Here is a 23186-nt window from a genome sequence, read left to right as displayed (position 1 = left end):
AACCGGAACGAATATTTAATTGTAATAATTATCTATTTGATTGGTGAATTTTATAAATATATTTTGTTACATAATCAAAACTGATGGCTCTTATGACTATGTTCCTTACAACAGCGCCTCTTACAACCGAGACTCGTACAACTAGGACTCTCACAAAAACACCCAGAAAAACAATGGCTTTAATGGTTCTAATTTTTTCCTCACTGTCACAGGCTTCCACTATTGAGAACGACGAACTATTGCTGAAGTCATTGATTAAACGAGGTGTTATCTGTTCAGGCTTAACCTATGAGGAAAATCAAGAAGCTTTGCGTATCTATCTCAACGCTAAAAAAGTGAAGAGCACTCCGTTTGATTCAAAAAATAGAAAAGAGACAACCAATACAAAAGAGATAGAAGGTAATAAACATACAACAAACACACGTCAGTTAAATAAGACACCACAAGAGTGTATTAGACCAAACTCGGACAACAGATCCGAATAAGGCAAGTTGATACTGATATCGACATGGAAATATAAAAAGGAAATATAATGAAAATGATGAGAAAAACATTGTTGGCTTCAGCAATGCTTACTCTATTTAGCGTCAGTGGTTATGCAAAAACACCTATTGATTTAGGCGTAGTTAATGAAGACAAACTCATTGAAATGCTAGTTAGACAAGGCTTAGTCGACCAAGATGCAACCGATGTGGCAAAGCAGGATGCACTTGACCGTTACTTGAAAAATAAAATCAATTCTGGTTTTAAAGGCGATGCTCAATTCGGTAAAAAAGCACTTGAGCAACGCGCGAAAATACTCAAAGCCATAGAAAAAGGGTCTGGTGTTAAAAAAGCGAGTGTCTTTGCTTTAGAAGTCGGCACCAAGCGCACCGATAAAGTGCTCGCTCTGTTAGTCGATTTCCCTGATTTGAACTGGGATGACAACAAGTTGACCGAAGAGCACACGCAGATGCTCTATGAGAGCTACAACCCAGAGCATTATCAAGAGCTGTTGTTCTCAAATTCTGGCTACACAGGGCCCAATGGCGAGAACCTAATCTCGATGCGCCAATATTACCAAAGCGAGTCAGGTGACAGCTACAGCGTTGCAGGTCAAGCGGCAGGTTGGTATCGCGCCTCAAAGCCCGCTTCATTCTATGGTGGCAACTCCCCTACCACCGACAACGATCTCAACGCCCAAGAACTGGTTCGTGAAGCGCTGAATCAACTGGCGCAAGATCCGAGTATCAACCTTGCCGATTACGACATCGAAGATCGTTACGATTACGACGGTGACGGAAATTTCCGCGAACCCGATGGTGTGATTGATCACCTGATGGTGTTTCATGCATCGGTAGGCGAAGAAGCCGGTGGTGGCGTGTTAGGCCCTGATGCAATTTGGTCTCACCGATTCAACCTTGGTCGCACTCATGTACTGGAAGGTACTTCTAGCTCGCTTCCAGATCGATTTGGTGGCCAATACGCGGCGTTCGATTACACCATTCAACCGATTGATGCGGCTGCGGGTGTTTGTGCCCACGAATATGGTCATGATTTAGGCTTACCAGACGAGTATGACACGCAATACACAGGCAAAGGTGAACCGGTTTCTTACTGGTCAATCATGTCTTCGGGCAGTTGGGCTGGTCAAATTGGTGGTACACAACCAACGGCATTCAGCTCTTGGGCAAAACACTTCCTACAGAAATCGATTGGTGGCCGTTGGATTAACGATGATCAGATATCGATTGATGACCTAGAAGACAACCCACAAGTTTATACGCTGTTCCAAACAACGGATAACAGCCGTCCGAACATGATTAAGGTCGACCTTCCTGAAAAACAGATTGAAAGTCTGAAACCCTTTGAGGGCGAGTATTCATTCCACTCTCAAAAAGGCGATGACCTGAAAAACAGTATGACTCGCAAGTTGGTGATCCCAGCGGGTGATTCTGCACTTCTGTTTTTCAAAACTTGGTATGAGATTGAAAAAGACTACGACTTTGCTCGCGTGCTAATCAACGGAACAGCCATTGCAGGCAACATTACCTCAATGGACGACCCATACAACACGGGCCTCGTTCCTGCTATTGGCGGCGAATCTGGCGGATGGATTGACGCTGAGTTCGACGTTTCACAATGGGCAGGACAAGAAGTCGAACTTTCATTTGAGTACATCACCGATGGTGGCTTAGCAATGGAAGGCTTCTATTTAGATAACCTCAGTGTGGTTGTCGATGGTGAAGTGACCGATATAGATGATGGTGAGAGCAACTCCACCTTCGCCCTTAATGGTTACAAGCTGAGTAATGGATTCCATCAAGCGCAGCACTACTATCTATTGCAATGGCGCAGCCACATGGATGTTGATGAAGGCCTAGCGAACATCAAACGCATGGGACAACTGATGTCATTCGACCCAGGCTTGATCATTTGGTACGTCGACGAATCACTAACTGACAACTGGGTAGGTAAACACCCTGGTGAAGGTTGGTTAGGCGTGGTCGATGCAGACCAAAATGCCATGGTGTGGGCAAACTCTGGTGAAGTGGCTCAAACACGCTACCAAGTTCGAGACGCAGCGTTTTCACTCAAAGATCATACTCCAATGCGTCTTGTAAACAGCGACAATGATGTACTCGAAGATACCAGTTTGGTTGGCAATGCGAGCTTCTCGGATGACCAAGATTACACATCGCCTCAAGCACCAGATTCAGGGCGCATCCTGACGGAGTTTGGTTTAGCGGTCGATATTGTGAATCAAAGTGATAACAACGAATACGGCGTGGTTCGCTTATCTAAAGTAAGCCAACACAACGTCGCTCCTACTGCGAACTTCGAGCTGCATGTGACTGGCCTGAATGTTTCTGTAAACAACTTCAGCTCAGACCAAGACGGTGAGATCACCCGTTACCTATGGGACTTTGGGAACGGCACAACAAGTAACGAAGTGGCACCAACTTGGTCTTACGAGCAAGCCGGTGAATACACGGTGAGCTTGACTGTTGTCGACGACAAAGGCGCTACCGATTCATTTAGTTCCGTAGTGAGTGTTGAATCTCCAAACGCCCTGCCAGAAGCGAGCGCAAAGTACATTCACTTGGGTCGTTGGGTAACCATGTGGTCTACAAGTTCAGACAGCGATGGTCGTATTGTTGATACCGAATGGACACTTCCAAATGGAAAGGTCAAACGAGGTCGCACATTCACGTCAATCTTCCCTTCATACGGAAAGCACGAGGTGACACTGAAGATAATCGATGACCAAGGTGGGATTACCACTAAGACAATTTTGGTCGACCTGTAAATCATCGCTGGCTCTGTCATGCGTATTTACAAAACAAGCTTAAGTACTGTTGTCACAGGATATAAGCCAAGACAGCAGTTTTAAGAAAACGTTATTATTTAAGCCGTAAGCAAAAGCCCTACCTTATTGGTAGGGCTTTTTATTTGTCTGTGTTTGGATAGCATCATTAGCACTGTAAACCGGTTACCGTAGCACTACGTTCAATTTTCAGCGGTTCAACTGGTCCTTAAACCGGTTGTTTTTGAATGTGTGATTTACGTGCGCTGAACGCGAACAACAAGATAACAGCCAACACGAATGGTAATACATAGATATTGAGGTTCTGCCACCCTGCTGTCGATTCTAGCCAGCCAGAGAGCATGGCGGTAATCGTCACACAACCAAAGACAATAAATTCATTAAACGCTTGTGCCTTGGCTTTGTTCTGCGATTGGTAAGACTGACTAAACAAACCCGTGGCTGCGATAAACATGAAGTTCCAACCGACACCCAGCACGACCAAGGCCGCTCTGAAGTGCCAAATAGATTCGCCATGAATGTTAATCGCGATACAGACAACGAACAGCACCCCGCCTGCTAAGATCATCATTCTTGAGCCAAACTTCTCGATAAGTGAACCAGTAAAGAATGCAGGTACAAACATCCCCAACACGTGCCACTCAATCACACCCGCCGCTTTAGTAAAGTCAAAGCCACAGCCAATCATTGCCAATGGTGTTGCTGTCATCAGGATATTCATCACCGCATAAGCGACCATGGCAGCAAACACGGCACCAATAAAGTTAGGCGATTTAACTATCACACTGAGAGGATCGGATTTAGGCGCCTGACTATTAAAGGACACTTTTGGGAATTGAATAGTTTGTAAGATGAGTAACGCAAGAATGTTCAATCCAATCAAAGAAGCAAAAGCACCAATGTACAAGCCATCTTGCGACCACTGTTGAGACATAATAGCCAAATTTGGCCCCAATACCGCTGCTAGAACGCCACCAGCCATAGAGATAGATATCGCTCGATGACGGGCATTTTCATCACACACCTCGATTGCAGCAAAACGATAAAGCGTGCCAAAACCTATGCCTATCCCAAGTAAGAACGTAGCGAAACAGAACAGATAGAAATTTTGCTGAGACAGTGCGTAGGTGGCAAGACTAGCCCCTGTAATGCCAACCACATTACCAATGCTAAATCCTCGCTTTCTCCCTAACTTACCTGAAATTAAAGACGCAGGAATAGTGGCTGCCATTAAACCCAAAAACTGCAGTGCAACCGGCAAGGTAATCATGCTGACACTGGGCGCAATCTGCTTACCGATCAAACCAATCACAGAGATCAGTAATATGTTACCCGTCATCAATAGGGCCTGACACAGTGAGAGCAGCCAAACATTTCTATTCATCTTCGTTCCTAAATATGAGCACAGTTGGTCAATAGACCAAAAATTTAACAAAGTCGCAACACTTTGTTACTCATAGCAACTCTACAAAGCGGCCAATATACCAATATAAAGTGTTACCACCCTATGACTTTGATTAGCGTTACTTAAGACGTTAGAGTTGAAATTATCATTACTTAAGATAATAATAATTTTCTGTTATTTATTGGCTTTGTTGTTTACAGGCTCTGTGATTTATAAGTCTTGTTATTTATAGGCTTTAGCATTTGAAGGTGAGTATGATTAATCCACTTTGGCTCAATACGTTTAAGACTCTGGTTGAAGTTGGTCATTTCACCCAAACGGCCGAAAAGTTGTACATGACACAACCTGGAGTCAGCCAACACATCAAGAAGCTTGAACAAGCTTGTAATTGTGACCTGCTCTCTCGAGAAAATAAGAGCTTCGAGCTGACCGAACAAGGTCGAATTATGTATCGCTATGCGCTCAAGCTAGAGAAAGACCAAGAAGATCTTTTTGAGTCTCTGAGTTTTGATAACCCTTATGCTGGGCAATGTCACTTGTCTTGCTCTGGCTCACTCTCTTTGCGTCTGTATCCCAAGCTTCTTGAACTTCAACAGCAACACCAAGAGCTCAGCATTAACTTAGAAGCCGCTCCAAACAAAAAGATATTGAATGACCTAAGCGAAGGCACTACCGATATCGGCATTGTTAGGCATTCCCCGAACGACAGCTACTACCAAAGCCAAGTCATCGGCAAAGAAGCACTGTGTCTTATTGTTCACCACAGCCTTGCTGATTTAGAGATAACGCCGCAAGTATTGAATGACATTGGCCTGATTGCCCACCCAGATTCTGCACACTATCTGTCTTTGTATTTCGACCTTTGCGGAGATAAAGACTTAGCGAACATCAACGTTAATGAGATACCAAGATCTGGCTACATCAATCAGCTTCACCAGATCTTGCTACCCGTATCAAAAGGATTAGGTTTTACCGTGTTACCGGCTGGCGCGGTTGAACACTTCCCAGATAGAGACAAGCTACACGTTGTGCCGCCAAAGGTAGAAGTAGAGGAAACGCTGTATCTGGTTCAAAAACGAAACCGAAAACTGCCGCACCGATACGATACGGTTGTTGAGCTAATCAAACAGAACGTGAGTCGTTAGTTCGGTATAGATAGATTTAAAGCCTTTAGCTAGCTCGGTATTTCGCTATAAGAGCTAAAGGCTTTAATGTTGAAGTGATATTTATAAAAGACAACTACTCAGAAGCGCCAAGCCCCTCTTTTGCTCGTTCAAAGTCATAATTATCTAACGCACTTCGAACATCTTTGAGAACAACAGAATGTGGATACTGTGCCAGTAACTCAGTCACATATTGAGTTGCATCGTTATCATAAGCATCCAGCAGTGATAGCAACTGAGCATGCTGTTCTGACGTGATGCTCGGTGAATCAGAGGTATCAGCAAGACTCGCATCGGCTTCTTCAGTACTTGTCGTATTGAATCCCCCAACACCAGACACATCAAAGCTGATCTCAACTGCTTTAATCAGTTCGATTAACCCAAGTTCGCCTTGCTTAAGATCTGCTTCATCACACGCCTTGTTATGCGCTTTGCTTTCTAAATCACTGAGTAACTCTGCCAATCGCAATCCACCAATCGAAGCTGCCATGCTTTTTAAGGTATGTAGATTACGCTCTAACGTCTCCCAGTCGCCTTGTACTAAGTTATCAAAAGCATCCGACATAATGTCAGGCGCCCCTTGGCAGAATCTACCAAGCATCTTCTCTTGCAGTTTCGCATCATGATGAGTCAGTTGCTCAAACTTCGACTGAGAGAAAACAGGCTGCTCTGTTTGAGTATCGGAGTGCAATTCCGAACTATTATCAGAATCACTGGCCAGTATCGTATCTGAAGAGGTGTCTGATGGCGCTCGACCTTCAACTAAGACCTCAGGAACAATGTATCGAGTAATCAAAGACATCGCTTTATCAATAACAATAGGCTTATCCAAGAAGTCCGTGATGCCCGACGCCCTCGCTCGTTGTTTCGCATCAGCAAAAACATTGGCTGACATTGCAATAATCGGTACATCTATATCGAATTCACGAATCAAACGGGTAGCTTCAAAGCCGTCCATAATCGGCATTTGAAGATCCATGAAGATTATTTCGTAGTCGTTGTTTTTAGCTAACTCCAGCGCTTCCTTTCCGTTTTCAGCAAGATCGGCATTTAATTTAGAGCGACTGAAAAATGCTAAGGCGAGATCTTGGTTCAGCTCATTGTCTTCAACCAATAGCACTCTTTGCCCTTTGAACTCTATCTGATAATCCAGTTGCAACTCTTGAGCTTTGAAGTCGGCTAACGCATCCGAGCTTGAGCGTGGCAATGTCAGTACAAAGGAGAACTCACTGCCTTGCCCGTAAACACTCTCTACCGTAATTTGACTGCCCATCGCATGAACTAATTTCTGGCTAATGTTGAGCCCAAGCCCTGTACCGCCAAACCGACGTGTCGTTGTGGTATCCGCTTGGCTAAAGGCTTCAAACAGCTTGTGACGGTTCTCATCCGAAATGCCTATCCCGGTATCCATCACACTCACTCTCATGGTTAGGCTGCTGTCGTTCGAGTCAACATGCTCCACCGTTAATGCTACGCTGCCTTGTTCCGTAAACTTAATCGCGTTGCCCACAAGGTTGAGTATGACTTGGAACAACCTCAAGGGATCGCCTTGTAGTGGCGTGTCTAACTCTGGGTCGATGACCATAGACAAATTGAGTTGCTTCTCAGCCGCTTTCGATTCCATCAACTCAATCACATCTTTAAAAGTCGTTACGGGATCAAACGGGACGTTATCAATAACAAGTTGCCCAGCTTCTATCTTTGAAAAATCAAGGATGTCATTGATGATACCGAGTAACGAATGGCCAGAACGGTGCACTTTCTCAATATAATTTCGAGCTACAGGATTAGATATTTCGCCAATCGCCAGATAAGACAAGCCAATAATGGCGTTCATTGGGGTTCTTATCTCATGGCTCATATTGGCTAAGAATTCCGATTTAGCTTGGCTCGCCAAATCGGCTCTCTGTTTCTCTTCTTCCAATTGTTCGTTAAGGCGCTTCATTTCTGAAATATCGAATGCCCAAAATAGTGTGGCGACTTCACCATCAATCTCAAAAAGATAGTAACTGACCAAAGCAACAAATCGGGTTCCATCAGACTTTCTGAGTACTAACTCCCTATTTTCAACTTTACCGTTAAGGTCGAGCTCTTCATGCACGCCATCACGAACGCTCAGCGAGTCATGGATAGCGGCAACGTCGATAGAAGACAACGCCTGATCTTCCACGCCAAACAAACGTTTTGCCGTATCGTTCGCGTAACGAACCTCTTCTTCAAATACCACACTAGCTGCAATTGGAGAGCTATTTAGCATGTTGTAGAGTTGGTTCTGCGCCTTTTCCAGAGCTTCGGTCGCTTCCTTAGCAATACTGATCTGCTTCGCTAATTTACGATTCCAGAAAATAATAAGAAGAAGGATCACCAGAGAAAAAACCGAAATAGTGTAAACCAATTGATAATCAACTCTTTCTATCGCTTTGGGCGCCGCCCACTTTGCTGAGATCTTCTGGTGTTCTTCAGCCGAGATACTGCCTATCGCTTTGTTCACAATAGACAACAGCAAAGGTTCAGATTTGATGACATGCAGAGTTGGCGACAGGAAGAAGTCTAACCGGCCGATGATACCAACCCCTCGATGACCAAATGAATCAATGAGGTAATTGAGGACATCAACAGTGTCGACCATGCCGTCTAAGGTTTTATCATCCAATCGGTTGAGCCCATCGGCCGTGGATTCTACCTCTACCCACTCAACGTTCGGGTACTTATCTAAAATCGCGTTAGTATTTGCCGCATTCTTCAATATACCGATTTTCCAACCATCAGCTTCTTCAAGTACCAAGCTACTAACGTCTCTTCTCGATGCAATGGCCAAACGACTTGAAAACAAGCTTTTAGCTGCTTTGACGTTATCTCCTAACGAACGATTCTCTTGAGCTGCTGAGACCAGTTCCACTTCATGATGATCAACCAAGCTTCGGGTCTCAGACCAATTCGCCACGTCAACATGCTGAATACTTAGCCCTGTTTTTTGTTCAATCAGCGTTAGATAATCATCAATCATCCCGATGTATTCACCGGTATTGGATACCGCTTCATAAGGTAACGAATTCGGATCGATACCTATACGTACATCCGGATTATCTTTAATCCACGCCCTCTCTTTTTGGCTTAGATTTAGGATCTCTCCAGTCAAGTTACTCGCTTGATAAACATCCGCAATATAGCGTTTCACCGCATCTCCGAATGAACTAAATTGTTCGACAGATGGAAAATAAACATGGTTCCGCTCTAACGAATTAACATCAAAGTAGAAAGTCATCGAACCAGAGTTGATACTCCCTCCCTTGGTCCTATAATTCGCCACCTTGGTGACTGATGAAAAGTGAGAGGTATTTTTCTTCTCTCCATATTGATCAACTAGGTTGCCTATGTACCAAGATTTGATCGGGCGACTATTGTTATCCGCTTGTGCGGTGATCACCTGAAAAGAACTGTCCGTGTCGAAAATTTCAAACACTTCCGTCAACTCTTCAAAGCGGTCGTTGACGATAAAATACGCAGATATTTGCGCGATAATATTCGCTTTTTTAAGGACTAGGCTTAAATCACTCTGAACCTGCATCTCGATAATTTGGTTTAAGCCGTCATCCTCCTGTTTAAGCCTTTTAATTGCGGCATTGAAGCTATCTCTGATTTCTTCACTCTTAAAGTCCACATAGATCGGATACTCAACTTTATACTCGTCATGTAGCGTTAGCTCTGCCATTTCAATAAAACGAGTGTTGGTGATAAACCACTCTAGCACTCTTCGTTCAACCATTAGCAGGTCAACATTTTGAGCCCTCAACTGCGAGAATGCTGATTCAAGATCTTCGTAATCTTCAATACGATCAATGTCTAACTTACTCTTCAGAACTTCAACAGAGTTTTTAATTGTGGATGTTTCGTCGAACAATAACGCCCCTAATGATAGGTCTTTTGGGGATTGAAGTTGGAGTTTGCGGCGAGTTAGTGAAACAGGAACAAACTCAACATTAAAAACGTTATCACTTAAAAAGTGCGCATTAGGATCATCAAACTGAACACCAGAAACAAAGGCTATAGAATTATTGTTATCGATGGCTTTTTTAGCGGCGCTAGGTGGAAGTGTGACAACGTCACCTAGTTTATATCCCATGTCATTCAGTGCACGCTGAAGAATGTCGTACTGTAGCCCGACTGCGGTGCTGTCTGGGTAAATATACGGAGGGTTACCAAAGCCAAACACGCCTTTTAGCGGCACTCGATAGGGGGAACTGTCTAGCCACTTCGATAAAATCTTGTTCTTGTTATCAACGTCGAAGGTTTCAATCTGTTTGTTGATTAGCGTCAGCAGTTCTGGTTCATCGGTTCGAATCACCATTGATGCTTCAAACCTTTTCCAATGCTCCAGAACATAATTTACCGCTAAATCATGAACGCCAATCTTTTTCGCAAGATCCATAGTGGTGATAGGTTCACCGACCATGCCTTCGACATCCCCGGCCCCTAACGCACGTACTGCATCAATAACGTTATCAAAATTCACTCGCTCAATAGAACTCAATTTGACACCGGCTCGCTCCAAATCGATATTTTCGTTAACCATCGCAATACGGCGTTTATTATTTTGATCTAGGTTTCCATCGAGTTTGTTGTCGATGGGAACAATCACTGCGACCTGATAAGGAATATAGGGAGCACTCGCAAGAAAACGGCCACCTTCACTTGGGTCGAACTGTTGGAATGGAAATACATCGCCTCGCCCGTCGACTAACGCGGCTTTAGCCTCGACACGCGAGTTAACTGTGACAAACCGAACATGAACACCAAAACGCTGTTCAAGATCTAATGTCCAATCTTTGATGATCCCAGAAACCTGCCCATCATCATCGATGAATGAGTAAGGATAATGGTTGGCCAAGACAACAAAAGTTACCGTTGGTTGGTTTCCCAACCACTGATTTAACTCAGTATCTGTTACCTCAGCAGCATTCGTAGATCGCATTAGCAGCGACCACACCACAAGTGTAATGACCAGAAAAACAACCAAACGATTTAGCGACAACATCAAGCCATCACTCATCTCTAAATTTCTCTTTAATTGCTAGAATCTCAGGTAACTTCAGAAAAAACACATCAACGATAGTTGGATCAAAATGTTTGCCTTTCTGTTCTTCAAACAAGTTCAGCGCCTCATCAATACTCCAAGCTTTTTTATAAGGGCGCTCTGCGGTCAGGGCATCAAACACATCAGCAACAGCCGCAATTCTTCCAACCAATGGGATACCTTCACCAGCTATCTGGTTTGGATAACCACTGCCATCCCATTTTTCGTGATGATATTGCGCCACCTGAATAGCCATACGCATCAGTTTGGAATCACTCTGCCTACCAAGTATATCAACACCATATTCGACATGCTTTTGCATAATTGTCCACTCGTCGGCGTCCAATTTACCCGGCTTGAGTAATACGCTATCAGGAATACCGATCTTGCCAATATCATGCATTGGTGCTGCATCACGCAACGTCTCGGCATCTTCGTCAGTCATTCCCAAGGCTTTAGCTAGCACTTCACAGTAGTGACTCATACGCTTAACGTGCATGCCTGTTTCATTGTCTTTAAATTCAGCAGCTCTACCCAGTATGTTCAGTGTTTCTAGCTTACCGAGATTGATCTCTTGAGTTTTCTCTTTTACCTGACTAAACAACGCGCGTTGTTGGTCATAAAGTGCGATATGCGTTTTCACACGCTGGAGTGCAATTGCAGGGGTTATCGGCTTGGTTAGGTAATCGACAGCCCCCAAGGAGAGCCCTTTTACTTCGGCTTCTGGACCAATTGTGGCGGTCACGAAAATGATAGGAATGTGAGCCGTATTCGGCTGAGCTTTAAGTTGGCGGCACACCTCGTAACCATCGATGTCAGGCATCATGATATCAAGGAGGATAAGGTCTGGCTGCGGCACCATCTTCGCAATTTTGATACCAATTGTGCCGTTAATCGCTACTTTCACTTGATAAGTATCTTTGAGTATTGCCGTTAACACATCCAAGTTACTTGGGGTGTCATCCACGACTAACACTATAGGTTTCCGACTCATTGATACCTCGTATACAAATCAAACAGTTATAACCCTAGTGTAGAACGGTTTCCAGAGGTTAAGTAGAAAAAAAAACAATTGATTTTCAAAAATGAAGAGTAGATCTGTGAGTGACTTCAAACTGGCGTTATTAGAAGTACGACCAGTCAATATTACGTCAGTTAAGTTATTATTATACAAGGGGAATTACCTTTGCATTGCAACATTTCACTAACAACACAGATACTATCCGAAAACAAAAAGAGCTCCTCATATGGGAGCTCTTTTCGTTCAACGGCTAGAAAGCAAAACAACCGAGTTATTCAGTAATCTAACGACCAGAATAATACATACAGATTCGAACACCATCGAACTCACGAATCTCAAATGGGATCTCGTAGATAGACTCCATCACTGATTTTTCAACCACTTCCGAAACCTTACCCGACTTAACCACTTTGCCTTTCTTCATCGCAACAATGTTATCTGAGTAACAAGAAGCGAAGTTGATGTCATGAATCACGATAACGACCGCTTTATTGAACTCATGCGCTAAACGACGCAACGTCTGCATAATTTCGACCGAGTGTTTAATATCAAGATTGTTCAGAGGCTCATCTAAGAACACATAATCCGTATCTTGCGCCACAACCATCGCGATAAACGCCATTTGACGCTGACCGCCACTCAACTCATCAAGGTATTTGTTTTGGATGTCAGTAATGCCAAGGTGTTCTAGTGCTGTATCGACGATCTTATGATCTTCGTCTTTCAAGCGACCTTGAGAGTGTGGGAAACGACCAAAACAGACCAATTCACGAATCGTAAATCGCATGTTGATGTTATTTGATTGTCTTAACACGGCAAGGTGCTTCGCTAGCTCTTTGGTATCCCACTCAGCCAGTAACTTATCGCCAATGACCACTTCACCCGCGTCGCTGTCTGTTAAGCGGCTCGCCATTGAAAGCAGTGTACTTTTACCCGCACCATTTGGGCCAATGATAGAAGTCACTTCGCCTTTCGGGAACATAGCACTGGCATCATCAACCACGAGTGACTTGCCATACTTCTTACTTAAACCTGTTAATTTAATCACTACTTACTACCTTTACTGAATTCTGGTGCGTAACAACAAGAACATAAAATACAAACCGCCGACCAAGTTAATAATCACACTCACAGTGGTTTCAAACGCCATCACTTTTTCGATAAACCATTGGCCAGAAACCAATAGCACGATCGCTAGTAAGCTGCTTGCGATGATAAGCACACGATGCTGATAAGATCGGAATATCTGGCGAGCTAAGCTTACGGTGATCAAGCCAAAGAACAGCACAGGGCCAACCAGAGCCGTAGACACCGCGACCATCACTGACACAATCACCAAGGTAATCTGAGTCAATCGCTTGGTGTTCACACCCAGGCTTGTCGCGTTATCAACACCAAGCCAAAGTACATCAAGCTTAGGCGCCAACAACCAAAGGCCAAGCAAGCTCAAACCCAAAGGAATAAGGCTGAGGTAAACCAACTCGCCTTTCACGTTATTGAAACTTGCGAACATCACATTCTGCAGCACCGCAAATTCATTGGGGTCAATCAACATCGCCAAGAAGTTAGACAAACTCGAGAATACGCTGCCACATACGATGCCTATCAACAGCAGTGTGAATACGTTGTTTCGCTTGCTCTTAAAGTAGAAATGGAACAGAGCAAACGAGAACAAGATCATCACAGTCACAGACATCGAAAAGTTTGCGATCGAGTCAATCACCCAGAAGCTAGCACTGCCAAACACAAACAGAAGTACCGTTTGTACCAGCATATACAAGCTGTCAAAGCCCAAGATGGAGGGGGTTAGAATTCGGTTATTAGTAATGGTTTGGAAAACCAATGACGACGCCGAGATCGCTACCGCCGCCAACACAATCGACAGCAATTTTGGTAGGCGCAGAGACAAGAAGAACTCGTAGTTATCCCACGTCAGCCCCTGCCCGATGAATAGCGCTGTCATACCCAAAGACGCGATAGCCAGAATCGCAATTTTTACTGAATCACGCATTCGACTTGTCTCTCATGATTAGGTAAATAAAAATCATGCCACCAAAGATGCTGATTACCATCGAGATTGGAATCTCATAAGGGAAGATGACGATTCGAGCTAGCAGGTCACAAGCCAACACTAAGATCACCCCCCAGTAGGCAGTCCAAGGCAGAATCTTCTTCATGTTATCGCCCATTATCAGCGACACGATATTCGGCACGATAAGGCCAAGGAATGGGATAACACCAACGATCATCACCACAGAGGAGGCACTGATAGCCACTAACGCAACACCAATGAAGACGATCTTCTGATAATTCAAACCGATGTTTTTCGCGAAGCTCTCACCGATGCTCGCCGCACTGAACTGGCTCGCGAAATAGTAAGCCAATACACAAGCAGGCACCGCGAGATAAAGGATTTCATAGCTGCCCTGCAACACGCTCGCAAAGTTCGCCATAGTCCATGCCGACATGGTTTGTACTAAGTCGTACTTATAAGCAATAAAGGTTGTTAGAGACGAAACAACGTTGCCATACATAATGCCAATCAAAGGCACCAATACCGCGTTCTTAAACTTGAGGTGTTGTAGGAAGCGAACCAATAGCATGGTGCCAAACACTGCAAACGCGAAGATAAAGCCTAAGTAGCTCCATTGCGCAGCATTGCCTAGCACTAGAATGCCGACAATGTAACCCAACATCGCACAGTCAATGGTGCCCATCGTCGAAGGCGCGGCAAACTTGTTCTGTACGATTTGCTGCATGATCAAGCCAGAAACACTCAATCCTGCTCCGGCAAGCACGATCGCGAGTAGTCGAGGAATCCGACTAACAATATAAATAGAATTGGCGTGTTGGTTGCCATTGAAGAAGTCACTAAAACTGATTTCAGCGACTCCAATCATCAATGACGCAACGCATAACACAACAAGAAATACAGCAGCTGCAATGGGTTTCAACATAGGAATAATACTAAAGATAGGTCTCGGGTAGCCCGTATAAAAAAGTGAAAAAGGGCTTATAAGAACACTCTTATAAGCCCGAAAATCTGATGGTTAGTAACTATTGAATCGTACGTTCAATGTCACTAAGCATTCTATGAATCGCTGTCACACCGCCACCAGCCAAATACCAAGCACTTGAATCAAGGTAAACGATATTGCCGTGCTGCGCTGCAGGTGTTGCCGCAACCAGTGGGTTATCAAACAGTTGTTGTGCGCGTCCTTCTGATTTACCAATCGCTTTTTCGCGGTCAAGCACGTAAAGCACTTCAGGTTTTGCATCAGCTATGTATTCAAAAGAGATTAGGTTGCCGTGTGTTCCTTTAATCGGAGCCACGGTTGCACTCTTTGATTCCACGAAACCAAAGTCATCAAAGATGATAGAGAAACGGCTGCCTTTGTTGAACATCGCAATGTTGTTGCCGTTGTTCATTAGCATCATTGCTGAAGTTTCGTCAGACGCTACTTTGTCGTTTACCGCTGTGATAGAAGCTTGAGTCTCTTTAATGATCGCTTCGACTTCAGCTTGCTTACCAAAGATGTCGCCTAGCACACGCCAGTTTTGCTGAGCATCAGCCCAGTACTTGTCGCCTTCAATAGAAAACATGACAGTAGGAGCAATTTGTGCCAGTTTGTCGTAAACCTTAAGCATGCGGTTTTCCGCGATGATGATGTCAGGCTTCAACATGTAGATAGCTTCAAAATCAGGTTCGCTTAAAGAGCCTGTATTTGCCGTCGTATCTTTGTACGAAGCTAGGTAATCAGGCAGCAAGCTATGAGGCGCGCCAACTGGCTGTACACCAATTTTATCGAGCACGTCTAAGCTACCGTGGCCTAGAACCACCACTCGCTGTGGTACTTCAGTAAACTGCGCTGTGCCTTTCACATGCTCAATGGTGACGGTTTCCGCATGCGCGGTCATCATGAATGATGATGCTAGAACGATGGCAAGCCCGCTCAATAACTGGCGAACTGAATTGATTGTTTTCTTCATGTTTCTTCCTTTGCCATTGATACAAACCACCACTCATGACAATGAAAGTCACATTACTCATAGACGAGCATGGGGCGTACACAACTGCTAAATAACGATAATTTAAAGTCTGTCATTGGATTGACAACAAACTTGTAACGCAAGTGAGAACTATTATCAATTATATTTGCACTAAATTGGCGATACAACAACTTTATTATTCAGAAACGTAAAAGTGAGTATTCATATTTTGCGTAGTCAGGAGAGGTATTAGGAATCAGAAATATCAAAAAGACGCGAAGAGGAAAATACTCATCAACCTGAAGAAAAAAACAGATGGGGAAAGCACCCAAAAACCCTGTAATTACAACGCTGAACCCCAAAATCATGGATTGTAATTTACAATGTAAAGATCATATACAACAGAGACTTAATCATCACCAAATTAGCTGATCAATTAAACCCACTAATGACAACGAATACGAACAGCTGAAAAGCCAAGACTCAGTCAGATATCATGGTCAAATCCCTGACCTTCGCTCATTTAACCTTCAGTAACCGATGGTAAATCACCCAAAAATATTTTTGAATTTAATTGAAATAGGGTTGTAATTTTGAAAACTAGGCGTATAGTTCGCCACCTGGCTCTAATCTATAGAGCTGTTAATGCTAAAGTAAGTCCAAGTTCCACATAGACAGTTCTCGATTCCCTCGTTACACCATCTCTGCGTCAGCTTTCACCCAGATAGTCATTCAATAGCTTTTAAATTCGATCCTACTACCGATCTATCGTCATTTGCTCTTTTGTCAGCGAAGTCAGAATAGATCGAGCACTTAAATACAAATGTAATAAACACAAGGCACAGTTATGTCACGCAGAACAACACGACAAACCCATTGGTACCAACTATCACGCGAAAAAACAGTCAATAAACTAAAAGGTAATAAATGCTCAAGATTAAAATAGATTTACACAAAGAAGAGATTTCATGGGTCACCGAGATTCGACAGCTCAATAGCGATATACTCCACCGCCACATATTGCCCAAGCTACAACATCACAGCTATCTCATCGACTTTGAATTTAATGAACGAGAAAGCATCGGAACTATCGTTTCAGGCAACGGAAACACCCTAGGACATTTCACACTCCTATAGCATTTCCCAAAGGCTACAAAAGAAACACCATCTAGTCCCAAAGATGTAAAAGATGTCACCCTCAATTCGCTCTAGCAGAACAAAATAGAGTAGAAGTAAAACAGATCTGAAACCTAGCCTTTTTGCATTTCACACGCGGCTAACGCTAGCTAGGTTATCGTACTTCTATTGAAACCAACTTATATCAAACTCTGAATCACCATTGAGTCATTATCAGTGCATTCATGGACTAATAAGTTAACGGCATCGACCTTAACTTCTGATCAAGAGTATATAAGTGTTCTGCAGCTTGCATGTGTTGAGGGTAATCACTGAACTTCTCACGATTCTCCTCATTCATCTTACATGTCTCATCCACCAGCATTAACTTCCAATACAGCTTCGTTGTATGCAACATCGCCAGTAACGGTTTGAACACCTCTTTCTCATAAGCTTGAATCAACTCTTCAATCAACTCGTCACGTTCGTCTTCGCTTGCGATTGAACCCTCGGTTGCCGACAACACTTTTTGATACTTCAGGTTTTGTTGCAGCTTATCCATGACCGTTTGGTTTTCTTCCGCTAAGTCAACAAGCTTCGACTTAATGATGTTTACCCAATTCGCTTGGCTCAGTACTGTGTCATCAACGCTGGTAAAATCTTCTCGTATTTGTCGTTCAACATCTTTTTGAGCTTTCTTTAAAACCGCACGCACCTTTTGGAAAGGCAGCTGATACTCCTTACTTAGCTCGATAATCAGTTTATGAAAACCACCATTTGGAAGGTGTAAGTTTTCTTTAAACGTCGCCATTGCAGCTTCTTGCTGTTCGGTAAGGTGAGTCATTCTGTTTCCTATTCTTTATCACTTATGGTGCTGAGCCCGCGATCATACCATTATTACCCTCGTTTTTTCGGTAACTTGATCAGTTACACCTCGCTATGCCGTTAAATTCTCTCAGCCCTTTCTCTTTTGGCTAGTTATTAACCCACTTGGCATAAAATGGTAAATCTCTATCGGCGAAAGTTCGTACATTACGCGCTCAGGGGATATCGCCAGACAGGAGTCGTTACTTACATATGAAAGACAAGCGCGAGAAATGAGAAAACAGATGACCTATTCAGAATACAAAGAATCCGATTTGCATAAGTGCGTGAGCATTGGTTCAGAAGCAATGGTATCCATTGCCAAGTTTGCCTTTAAAGCCACTACCCTTTTATTTCGATTTTTCCGCTGGCTTGTCGTATCGGCTTATACCTACGTGATGAAGTAATTCTATATGGGAGTCGTTGTTTTCATTACGACTTATCTAAATACCCCAAAGCGCGCCCTATTAGGTCGCGCTTTTTTTGTGCCCAGTTTTATACCTAGCTTGATGCCAAAAGTCCGAGTGCATTTTATATCGTCAGTGGCGCTAAATGGTAAAACTGACCATCGAATAAAAACCATACTACACCTGTTCCAACGAAACAGACTTCTAACTTATACAGGTACTAAAATGAAAAAGATTGCACTTAAAATTGTAGGACTAACGGTTTTGGCTTCTGCGCTAACTGGTTGTATCGGCAGCAACGCCGTAACAGGGAAAGTGATGAAATTTAACGTTGAAGTTGTCGATAACCGCTATGCCCGTGCAGGTGTAAACTTCTTATTAGCGCCTGTATACGGTATTACTACCGCAGCAGACTATGTGGTATTCAACTCACTTGAATTCTGGACAGGTAAAAACCCTATCAGCGGTTCACCACACGTATTTGATACAAAAACAGACACGCACTTCAAAGTGAACGATGAGCTGGACCCAAGCCTGAAAGAAGCCCCTGTCGGCCCAATTTCTAACAATCGCACCATTGAAACGGGTGAGATGATTAAGATCGACGAAAACACGATTCAAATGGACATCGTCTATACATCTGGTGAAACAGCGACTCTAACGGGCATCAAAGACGGTCAAAACGTTACCTATTACATGGATGGTCAGCTTGTATCGCAAACAACTATCGCTGAATTAGAGAAGATTCAAGGCACTGAAGCTTAAGGTTCATCGCCCACACAGAGTTCAAACTTAAAGAGACTTTTGAGCTCATAAAATAGAACAAGCCCGGCGATTGCCGGGCTTGTTTGTATGTGCTCTATTATTTGTAAATGCTCTATTGGGACTGAGACTGTGCAAGTCGAATGCTCACCAAACTCGCCACCATGATAGCTAAGTAAAAGCTGCCGATAATGGATTCCATAAACACAAAGAATTGAGCAATAGGCAGAGCTGGTGATATGTCGCCGTAACCAACCGTAGTCAAGGTGATAAAGCTAAAGTACATCGCATTAAACAAGTTCGTCAGCCAGACTTGCTCTTCTAACCCGTTAAAGGCATTAGGAAAGATCTCTAAAATTAACAAGTAGATGGTCGACCAAGCAAACCCTAGCAACAAGTAAATACAGATGGAGCCGATGATGTGATTGGGTGTCACCGTTTTGGCTTTCATCACCTGCTTCAACGCCGAGTAAATGTGTGAAAACAAGAACACAGCCAACGCCGATAGCGTCACTATCGACAGGTTATAGCCTTCCAAAAATGAAAACACGCCAGACACGAGCGCCGTAATCAATAACAGCCCATACCAAGAGCGATACAAGGCTCGCTCTTTATGAATACCGGCAATTGAACTCGCCAACGTAATAATGATAAGAAATAGGATTGTTTTCTGGCCTTGCGGATAAAACTGCTGCATCACCGCGCAACCAAGAAACAACACCAACAGTGCATAGAATAAGAAGTAGAAGTTGTCGTCTTTAGAGACTGGCTTCATCTATTTTCCCTCGACCTCTGCAGGTTTTTTCTCAGTTTCTTGTTGGTTTTTCTCTTCAAGTCCAAGCCACGCCATCATCAGCTCATAGCTTAAACTCAGTATCACAGCACCGACAAACAGACCGACGATGCCTGACATCGCCATTCCGCCCAGTGCACCCAATAGAATTACCAACATTGGAATGTGAGAGCCACGGCTCAGCAATACTGGCTTTAAGATAGCGTCACTGCCGCTCACCAAAATACACCACACTAAGAACAAGCTCGCCGCCAGTGTCGATTCAACGCTGAACATGTAGATGATCGCCGGTAATAGAGCGAGAATCGGTGGAAGTTGGATTATCGCAATGAGCAGCACAGCTAGCGCCCAAAACGCAGCTGCTGGAACGCCTGCAATCACCAAACCGATTGCCGACATCATGGATTGAATCACAGCCACACCAATCACACCTTGCACAACGCTTCGCACGGTCGATTTAGAGAGCTCTACCAACTCTTCACCTTTACCGCCCGTTAAACGCGCCACTAAGTGAGTCACGCCGGTTTTGCATTTATCGGCATTACTCATGAATGCACCCGCAATGATGGTAGAGATGATGAACTGAATAAAGCCGCCACCTAACGAGCCAAGAACAGAAGCCGCTTTCGTCGCAAACTGTTTAAGTTCATCCGCATACTTTATGAAAGTGCCTTCAATATTGTTGGAGGCGGCAACCAAGGTTGAATAAACCTTCTCACCTATGAATGGAATATCTTGTAAGGACTCTTTCGGTTTAGGCAATGACAATGTGCCATCTTGAAGCCCTGTCATCAGGTCAGTCGCGCTGGTGTAGATACCAGAAGAAAGCGCCGCCAAAGGAATAAATAGAAGAATCACACCAATAAAGCTCAGCAATGCACTGGCTTTACCTTTCGACATCCCGGTTTTATTTGAAATTGCGACCGCCACTGGATACAACGCAGTCGCAATGATCGCACCCCATATCACCAGAAGAATGAATGGGCGCAAAATCGAAAAACACCAATACACGAGCATGGCAATCGCTGCGATCTTGATGGCAGCGTCTATCGCCTGTTTTGAAAAATCATCGGTTAACTTCATGAGACGTCCTTGTTAGACAAAATTAAGACTGATTTTGTAGAAACTTCCAATTCCGTGTTTCTAGGAATAGAGAAGCCAAAATCATATATATGCCAATTAACACTAATTGGAATATGCGTATAAGAGTGTTGCTATCGATGTCACCGGAGCTCATCAACGTGCTACCAACCAGTACGAGCAACGTACTAAATGCAGTGGCGAAAATAGGTGCTTTTTCGGGAACCGTGTAGATCTTGGTAGCCATAAGAATGGCAATAAGTCCTATAAACAAAGAATAGAAGACAATGTTGGGTACTATAGAAAGAATTGAAAAAGCAGCAATCGCCAGCAATCCCCCGATACCGTTACTTATCACCAAAAAAGCGCTCAACTTTATCGACTTCTCTGACGTAATCATCAACGATAACAACGCAATGAACATCATTGTCAGTAAAGCTTCAGATATTTGAAAAATAAAGAAAAAGCACACCACTGGATAGGAGATAATCATCGCCCTAAAGGCCGCATACCAACGCTGTTTCTTTTCGAGTGGCGCAGCAGCGAAGCCTGAGAACGCCGATTTTGGCTCAGGGAAAAATACATGCACTAACGCAAAAAGCATGACTGAAACCACACCAGAGGTCGCTAAGCCAGAGGCCAGCATTACTGACACGCCGGGGTTATCAATCGCCATGAATGGCAACATCAAAACCGCAATCAACAGTATGGTGGCAAACAGGTTCCATTTTGGGTCGACAAACAAGTAGTAACCCCACAGCATCATTAACCCCACTAAAATCAGCAATGGGATTGGATAATGGGTAATTCCTCGCGACAGTAATAAACCTAACCCCATTGTCACCACAACGGCCAAGAGCAATTCGTAGACCGTTTCTTTATGGAGATTTGGTTTATCAATTAAGAACTTAGCTGTGAACACTGGCGCCACAAACGCAAGCGGCCAGTTTATCCACGCCGCCAAGAAAACAGCCAACGTGACCCCGACCGTAAATCGCAGGATCCGTTGCTGTGTTTGTTGGTCAGGAATCGGCTTATCGGACATAAGACAATACGCTAATCAGACGAATCCATACTTTGCCTATCGCGTTGAACACAAAGTTGTCACCGCTATAAACAATCACATCCGCTTGGCCACCCACTCGGAGCATGCCTGTCACTTCTTCATTATCAAATTCAATGGTGATAGGAAGCATCTGTGTTTGGCGCAACCAACCCGTTTGTTGGCTAGCTTGAGCAAGCTTACCTGCTTGGTCATTTTGCCCCCAATCAACACCCCAATCGATACTACTTACGCGCCCTTTAACCACTTTGCCCGGTGCGAAATCTAACGCCACTTCAACTTCATCACCGACCGTTACATTACCTAGGCTGTTCTCTCGATAATAAGCTTCAATCCAAATATCTTCGGTTGAAACAAAGGTCATGATTGCTTGCCCTGCCGATGCATAAAACCCTTCAGACAGGCTAAAGTTAGAAACACCACCTTGTGTCGGCGCGGTAATCACGGTGCGCTCTAGGTTCAATTGAGCTTGTTCAAGTGCCAGCAACGCCGCTTTCACTTGGCTATTTTCTTGGCCTTCTTTGCCCATTTGTTGCTTCGCACCTTCAAGATCAGCCTCTGCATTCACAACCGCTGCTCGAGAGGTCGCTAATGATGCTCGCGCTTTATCTGCATCTGATTTAGAAACCACACCTTTGTCTGCCATCTCTAAAACACGCTTGGCTTGCAGTTTGGTGTTTTGTCTTTCAACAATCGCTGAAGTGAGTTTCGCTTGAGCTGAAGCAATGCTCGCGGTTTGAGCACCGACATTTTGGCCTGCAATCTCTAAATTTTGCTCGGCTTGTTGTACTGCAATTTTGTAATCAGACTCATCTAAAATGGCTAACTTGTCGCCTTGATTAACCAGTTGGTTAGGTTGAACCAGTATATCGAGTACTTTACCCGACACCTCTGGCTTGATTGGAACGATATAACCTTTTACACGAGCATTATCAGTAATAGGGATGATTCGGTCTGAAATGACACTGAAGATCAACATGAATGCAACAAACAACAATAGGTAGTTTGTGACCTTTCTTACTTTGTCTTTTCCATTTTCTTGCTGGCCAACTTCTTCATTGGCTTCTTGCTTATTCCCTTTGACTTCTGACATGGGACTCCCTTCTAGATAACTAACATCAACAAAATTAATACTTTAAAA

At 43.8% G+C, this 23186-nt stretch carries 18 protein-coding genes; 6 read left to right on the top strand and 12 right to left on the bottom strand.

Going from position 1 to position 23186, the window contains the following annotated elements; genetic code table 11:
• Nucleotides 1-173: 173 nt before the first annotated feature.
• Nucleotides 174-485 carry a hypothetical protein gene (locus AB4558_RS19305; protein WP_333011902.1) on the top strand — a complete coding sequence of 104 codons (312 nt, stop codon included), beginning with the start codon at nt 174-176 and terminating at the stop codon, nt 483-485.
• A gap of 47 nt (nt 486-532) precedes the next feature.
• A complete protein-coding gene (locus AB4558_RS19300) occupies nt 533-3289 on the top strand; it encodes an immune inhibitor A domain-containing protein (RefSeq protein WP_372159014.1) in 2757 nt (918 codons plus the stop codon).
• Nucleotides 3290-3515: 226 nt separating this feature from the next.
• On the opposite strand, the gene AB4558_RS19295 is transcribed toward AB4558_RS19300, so the two are convergent.
• On the bottom strand, nt 3516-4691 hold the full coding sequence (locus AB4558_RS19295; protein ID WP_048606169.1) for an MFS transporter: 1176 nt from the start codon (nt 4689-4691) through the stop codon (nt 3516-3518).
• Nucleotides 4692-4966: 275 nt separating this feature from the next.
• Here AB4558_RS19295 and AB4558_RS19290 point away from each other — a divergent pair, with 275 nt between their 5' ends.
• On the top strand, nt 4967-5857 hold the full coding sequence (locus AB4558_RS19290) for a LysR family transcriptional regulator (protein WP_372159013.1): 891 nt from the start codon (nt 4967-4969) through the stop codon (nt 5855-5857).
• A gap of 94 nt (nt 5858-5951) precedes the next feature.
• Here AB4558_RS19290 and AB4558_RS19285 read toward each other — a convergent pair whose 3' ends face one another.
• The 6 genes from AB4558_RS19285 to AB4558_RS19260 form a co-directional block, all read right to left on the bottom strand.
• A complete protein-coding gene (locus AB4558_RS19285) occupies nt 5952-10847 on the bottom strand; it encodes an ATP-binding protein (protein ID WP_372074306.1) in 4896 nt (1631 codons plus the stop codon).
• Nucleotides 10848-10917: 70 nt separating this feature from the next.
• Complete coding sequence (locus AB4558_RS19280) at nt 10918-11943, bottom strand: HD-GYP domain-containing protein (RefSeq protein ID WP_029235511.1); 1026 nt, start codon at nt 11941-11943, stop codon at nt 10918-10920.
• A 310-nt stretch (nt 11944-12253) separates the two neighbouring features.
• Entirely contained in the window at nt 12254-13018 is a 765-nt protein-coding gene (locus AB4558_RS19275; protein ID WP_017061894.1) for an ABC transporter ATP-binding protein, read from the bottom strand.
• A 12-nt stretch (nt 13019-13030) separates the two neighbouring features.
• On the bottom strand, nt 13031-13981 hold the full coding sequence (locus AB4558_RS19270) for an iron chelate uptake ABC transporter family permease subunit (RefSeq protein ID WP_136978264.1): 951 nt from the start codon (nt 13979-13981) through the stop codon (nt 13031-13033).
• Nucleotides 13974-14927, bottom strand: a complete 954-nt coding sequence (locus AB4558_RS19265) for an ABC transporter permease (protein WP_372056876.1) — start codon at nt 14925-14927, stop codon at nt 13974-13976. Before AB4558_RS19265 ends, AB4558_RS19270 begins: the two co-directional genes overlap by 8 nt.
• A gap of 100 nt (nt 14928-15027) precedes the next feature.
• Complete coding sequence (locus AB4558_RS19260; protein WP_017061897.1) at nt 15028-15960, bottom strand: siderophore ABC transporter substrate-binding protein; 933 nt, start codon at nt 15958-15960, stop codon at nt 15028-15030.
• Between the two features lie 927 nt (nt 15961-16887).
• On the opposite strand from AB4558_RS19260, the gene AB4558_RS19255 reads away from it, so the two are divergent.
• Nucleotides 16888-17097, top strand: a complete 210-nt coding sequence (locus AB4558_RS19255) for a hypothetical protein (RefSeq protein WP_004731601.1) — start codon at nt 16888-16890, stop codon at nt 17095-17097.
• A 229-nt stretch (nt 17098-17326) separates the two neighbouring features.
• Here the strand turns inward: AB4558_RS19255 and AB4558_RS19250 are convergent, their stop codons facing one another.
• Complete coding sequence (locus tag AB4558_RS19250) at nt 17327-17920, bottom strand: hypothetical protein (protein ID WP_017061898.1); 594 nt, start codon at nt 17918-17920, stop codon at nt 17327-17329.
• A gap of 265 nt (nt 17921-18185) precedes the next feature.
• Between AB4558_RS19250 and AB4558_RS19245 the strand changes: the two genes are divergently transcribed.
• Together AB4558_RS19245 and AB4558_RS19240 are read left to right on the top strand one after the other, a co-directional pair.
• Nucleotides 18186-18347 carry a hypothetical protein gene (locus AB4558_RS19245; protein ID WP_170962358.1) on the top strand — a complete coding sequence of 54 codons (162 nt, stop codon included), beginning with the start codon at nt 18186-18188 and terminating at the stop codon, nt 18345-18347.
• A 225-nt stretch (nt 18348-18572) separates the two neighbouring features.
• Nucleotides 18573-19112 (top strand): DUF3332 domain-containing protein, encoded by a 540-nt coding sequence (locus AB4558_RS19240; RefSeq protein ID WP_017061899.1) that lies wholly within the window; start codon nt 18573-18575, stop codon nt 19110-19112.
• A gap of 112 nt (nt 19113-19224) precedes the next feature.
• Here the strand turns inward: AB4558_RS19240 and AB4558_RS19235 are convergent, their stop codons facing one another.
• The 4 genes from AB4558_RS19235 to AB4558_RS19220 are packed head-to-tail and all read right to left on the bottom strand — an operon-like array spanning nt 19225 to nt 23138.
• Nucleotides 19225-19884: a potassium channel family protein gene (locus AB4558_RS19235; RefSeq protein WP_017061900.1), complete on the bottom strand. Its 660-nt coding sequence runs from the start codon at nt 19882-19884 to the stop codon at nt 19225-19227.
• On the bottom strand, nt 19885-20985 hold the full coding sequence (locus AB4558_RS19230) for an AI-2E family transporter (RefSeq protein WP_017068458.1): 1101 nt from the start codon (nt 20983-20985) through the stop codon (nt 19885-19887).
• 22 nt (nt 20986-21007) lie between these two features.
• Nucleotides 21008-22027, bottom strand: coding sequence for a DUF2955 domain-containing protein (locus AB4558_RS19225; RefSeq protein WP_136979929.1), 1020 nt, complete (start codon nt 22025-22027; stop codon nt 21008-21010).
• Nucleotides 22017-23138, bottom strand: coding sequence for an HlyD family secretion protein (locus AB4558_RS19220; RefSeq protein ID WP_136979931.1), 1122 nt, complete (start codon nt 23136-23138; stop codon nt 22017-22019). Before AB4558_RS19220 ends, AB4558_RS19225 begins: the two co-directional genes overlap by 11 nt.
• Nucleotides 23139-23186 lie beyond the last annotated feature (48 nt).

It is taken from the genome of Vibrio sp. 10N.222.51.C5, assembly GCF_041474575.1.
GTDB classification, from domain to species: Bacteria; Pseudomonadota; Gammaproteobacteria; order Enterobacterales; family Vibrionaceae; genus Vibrio; species Vibrio crassostreae_C.
The sequence above is the reverse complement of the archived record's forward strand: the minus strand, read 5'-3'. Positions and strand labels throughout refer to the sequence as shown.

Bases quoted from the DNA above. Each gene is read 5' to 3' on its own strand.
- AB4558_RS19260 (WP_017061897.1), bottom strand. From the start codon at position 15,960: ATGAAGAAAACAATCAATTCAGTTCGCCAGTTATTGAGCGGGCTTGCC.
- AB4558_RS19220 (WP_136979931.1), bottom strand. From the start codon at position 23,138: ATGTCAGAAGTCAAAGGGAATAAGCAAGAAGCCAATGAAGAAGTTGGC.
- AB4558_RS19280 (WP_029235511.1), bottom strand. From the start codon at position 11,943: ATGAGTCGGAAACCTATAGTGTTAGTCGTGGATGACACCCCAAGTAAC.
- AB4558_RS19245 (WP_170962358.1), top strand. From the start codon at position 18,186: ATGACCTATTCAGAATACAAAGAATCCGATTTGCATAAGTGCGTGAGC.
- AB4558_RS19305 (WP_333011902.1), top strand. From the start codon at position 174: ATGGCTTTAATGGTTCTAATTTTTTCCTCACTGTCACAGGCTTCCACT.
- AB4558_RS19250 (WP_017061898.1), bottom strand. From the start codon at position 17,920: ATGACTCACCTTACCGAACAGCAAGAAGCTGCAATGGCGACGTTTAAA.
- AB4558_RS19285 (WP_372074306.1), bottom strand. From the start codon at position 10,847: ATGCGATCTACGAATGCTGCTGAGGTAACAGATACTGAGTTAAATCAG.
- AB4558_RS19240 (WP_017061899.1), top strand. From the start codon at position 18,573: ATGAAAAAGATTGCACTTAAAATTGTAGGACTAACGGTTTTGGCTTCT.
- AB4558_RS19265 (WP_372056876.1), bottom strand. From the start codon at position 14,927: ATGTTGAAACCCATTGCAGCTGCTGTATTTCTTGTTGTGTTATGCGTT.
- AB4558_RS19255 (WP_004731601.1), top strand. From the start codon at position 16,888: ATGCTCAAGATTAAAATAGATTTACACAAAGAAGAGATTTCATGGGTC.
- AB4558_RS19270 (WP_136978264.1), bottom strand. From the start codon at position 13,981: ATGCGTGATTCAGTAAAAATTGCGATTCTGGCTATCGCGTCTTTGGGT.
- AB4558_RS19235 (WP_017061900.1), bottom strand. From the start codon at position 19,884: ATGAAGCCAGTCTCTAAAGACGACAACTTCTACTTCTTATTCTATGCA.
- AB4558_RS19230 (WP_017068458.1), bottom strand. From the start codon at position 20,985: ATGAAGTTAACCGATGATTTTTCAAAACAGGCGATAGACGCTGCCATC.
- AB4558_RS19290 (WP_372159013.1), top strand. From the start codon at position 4,967: ATGATTAATCCACTTTGGCTCAATACGTTTAAGACTCTGGTTGAAGTT.
- AB4558_RS19295 (WP_048606169.1), bottom strand. From the start codon at position 4,691: ATGAATAGAAATGTTTGGCTGCTCTCACTGTGTCAGGCCCTATTGATG.
- AB4558_RS19300 (WP_372159014.1), top strand. From the start codon at position 533: ATGAAAATGATGAGAAAAACATTGTTGGCTTCAGCAATGCTTACTCTA.
- AB4558_RS19225 (WP_136979929.1), bottom strand. From the start codon at position 22,027: ATGTCCGATAAGCCGATTCCTGACCAACAAACACAGCAACGGATCCTG.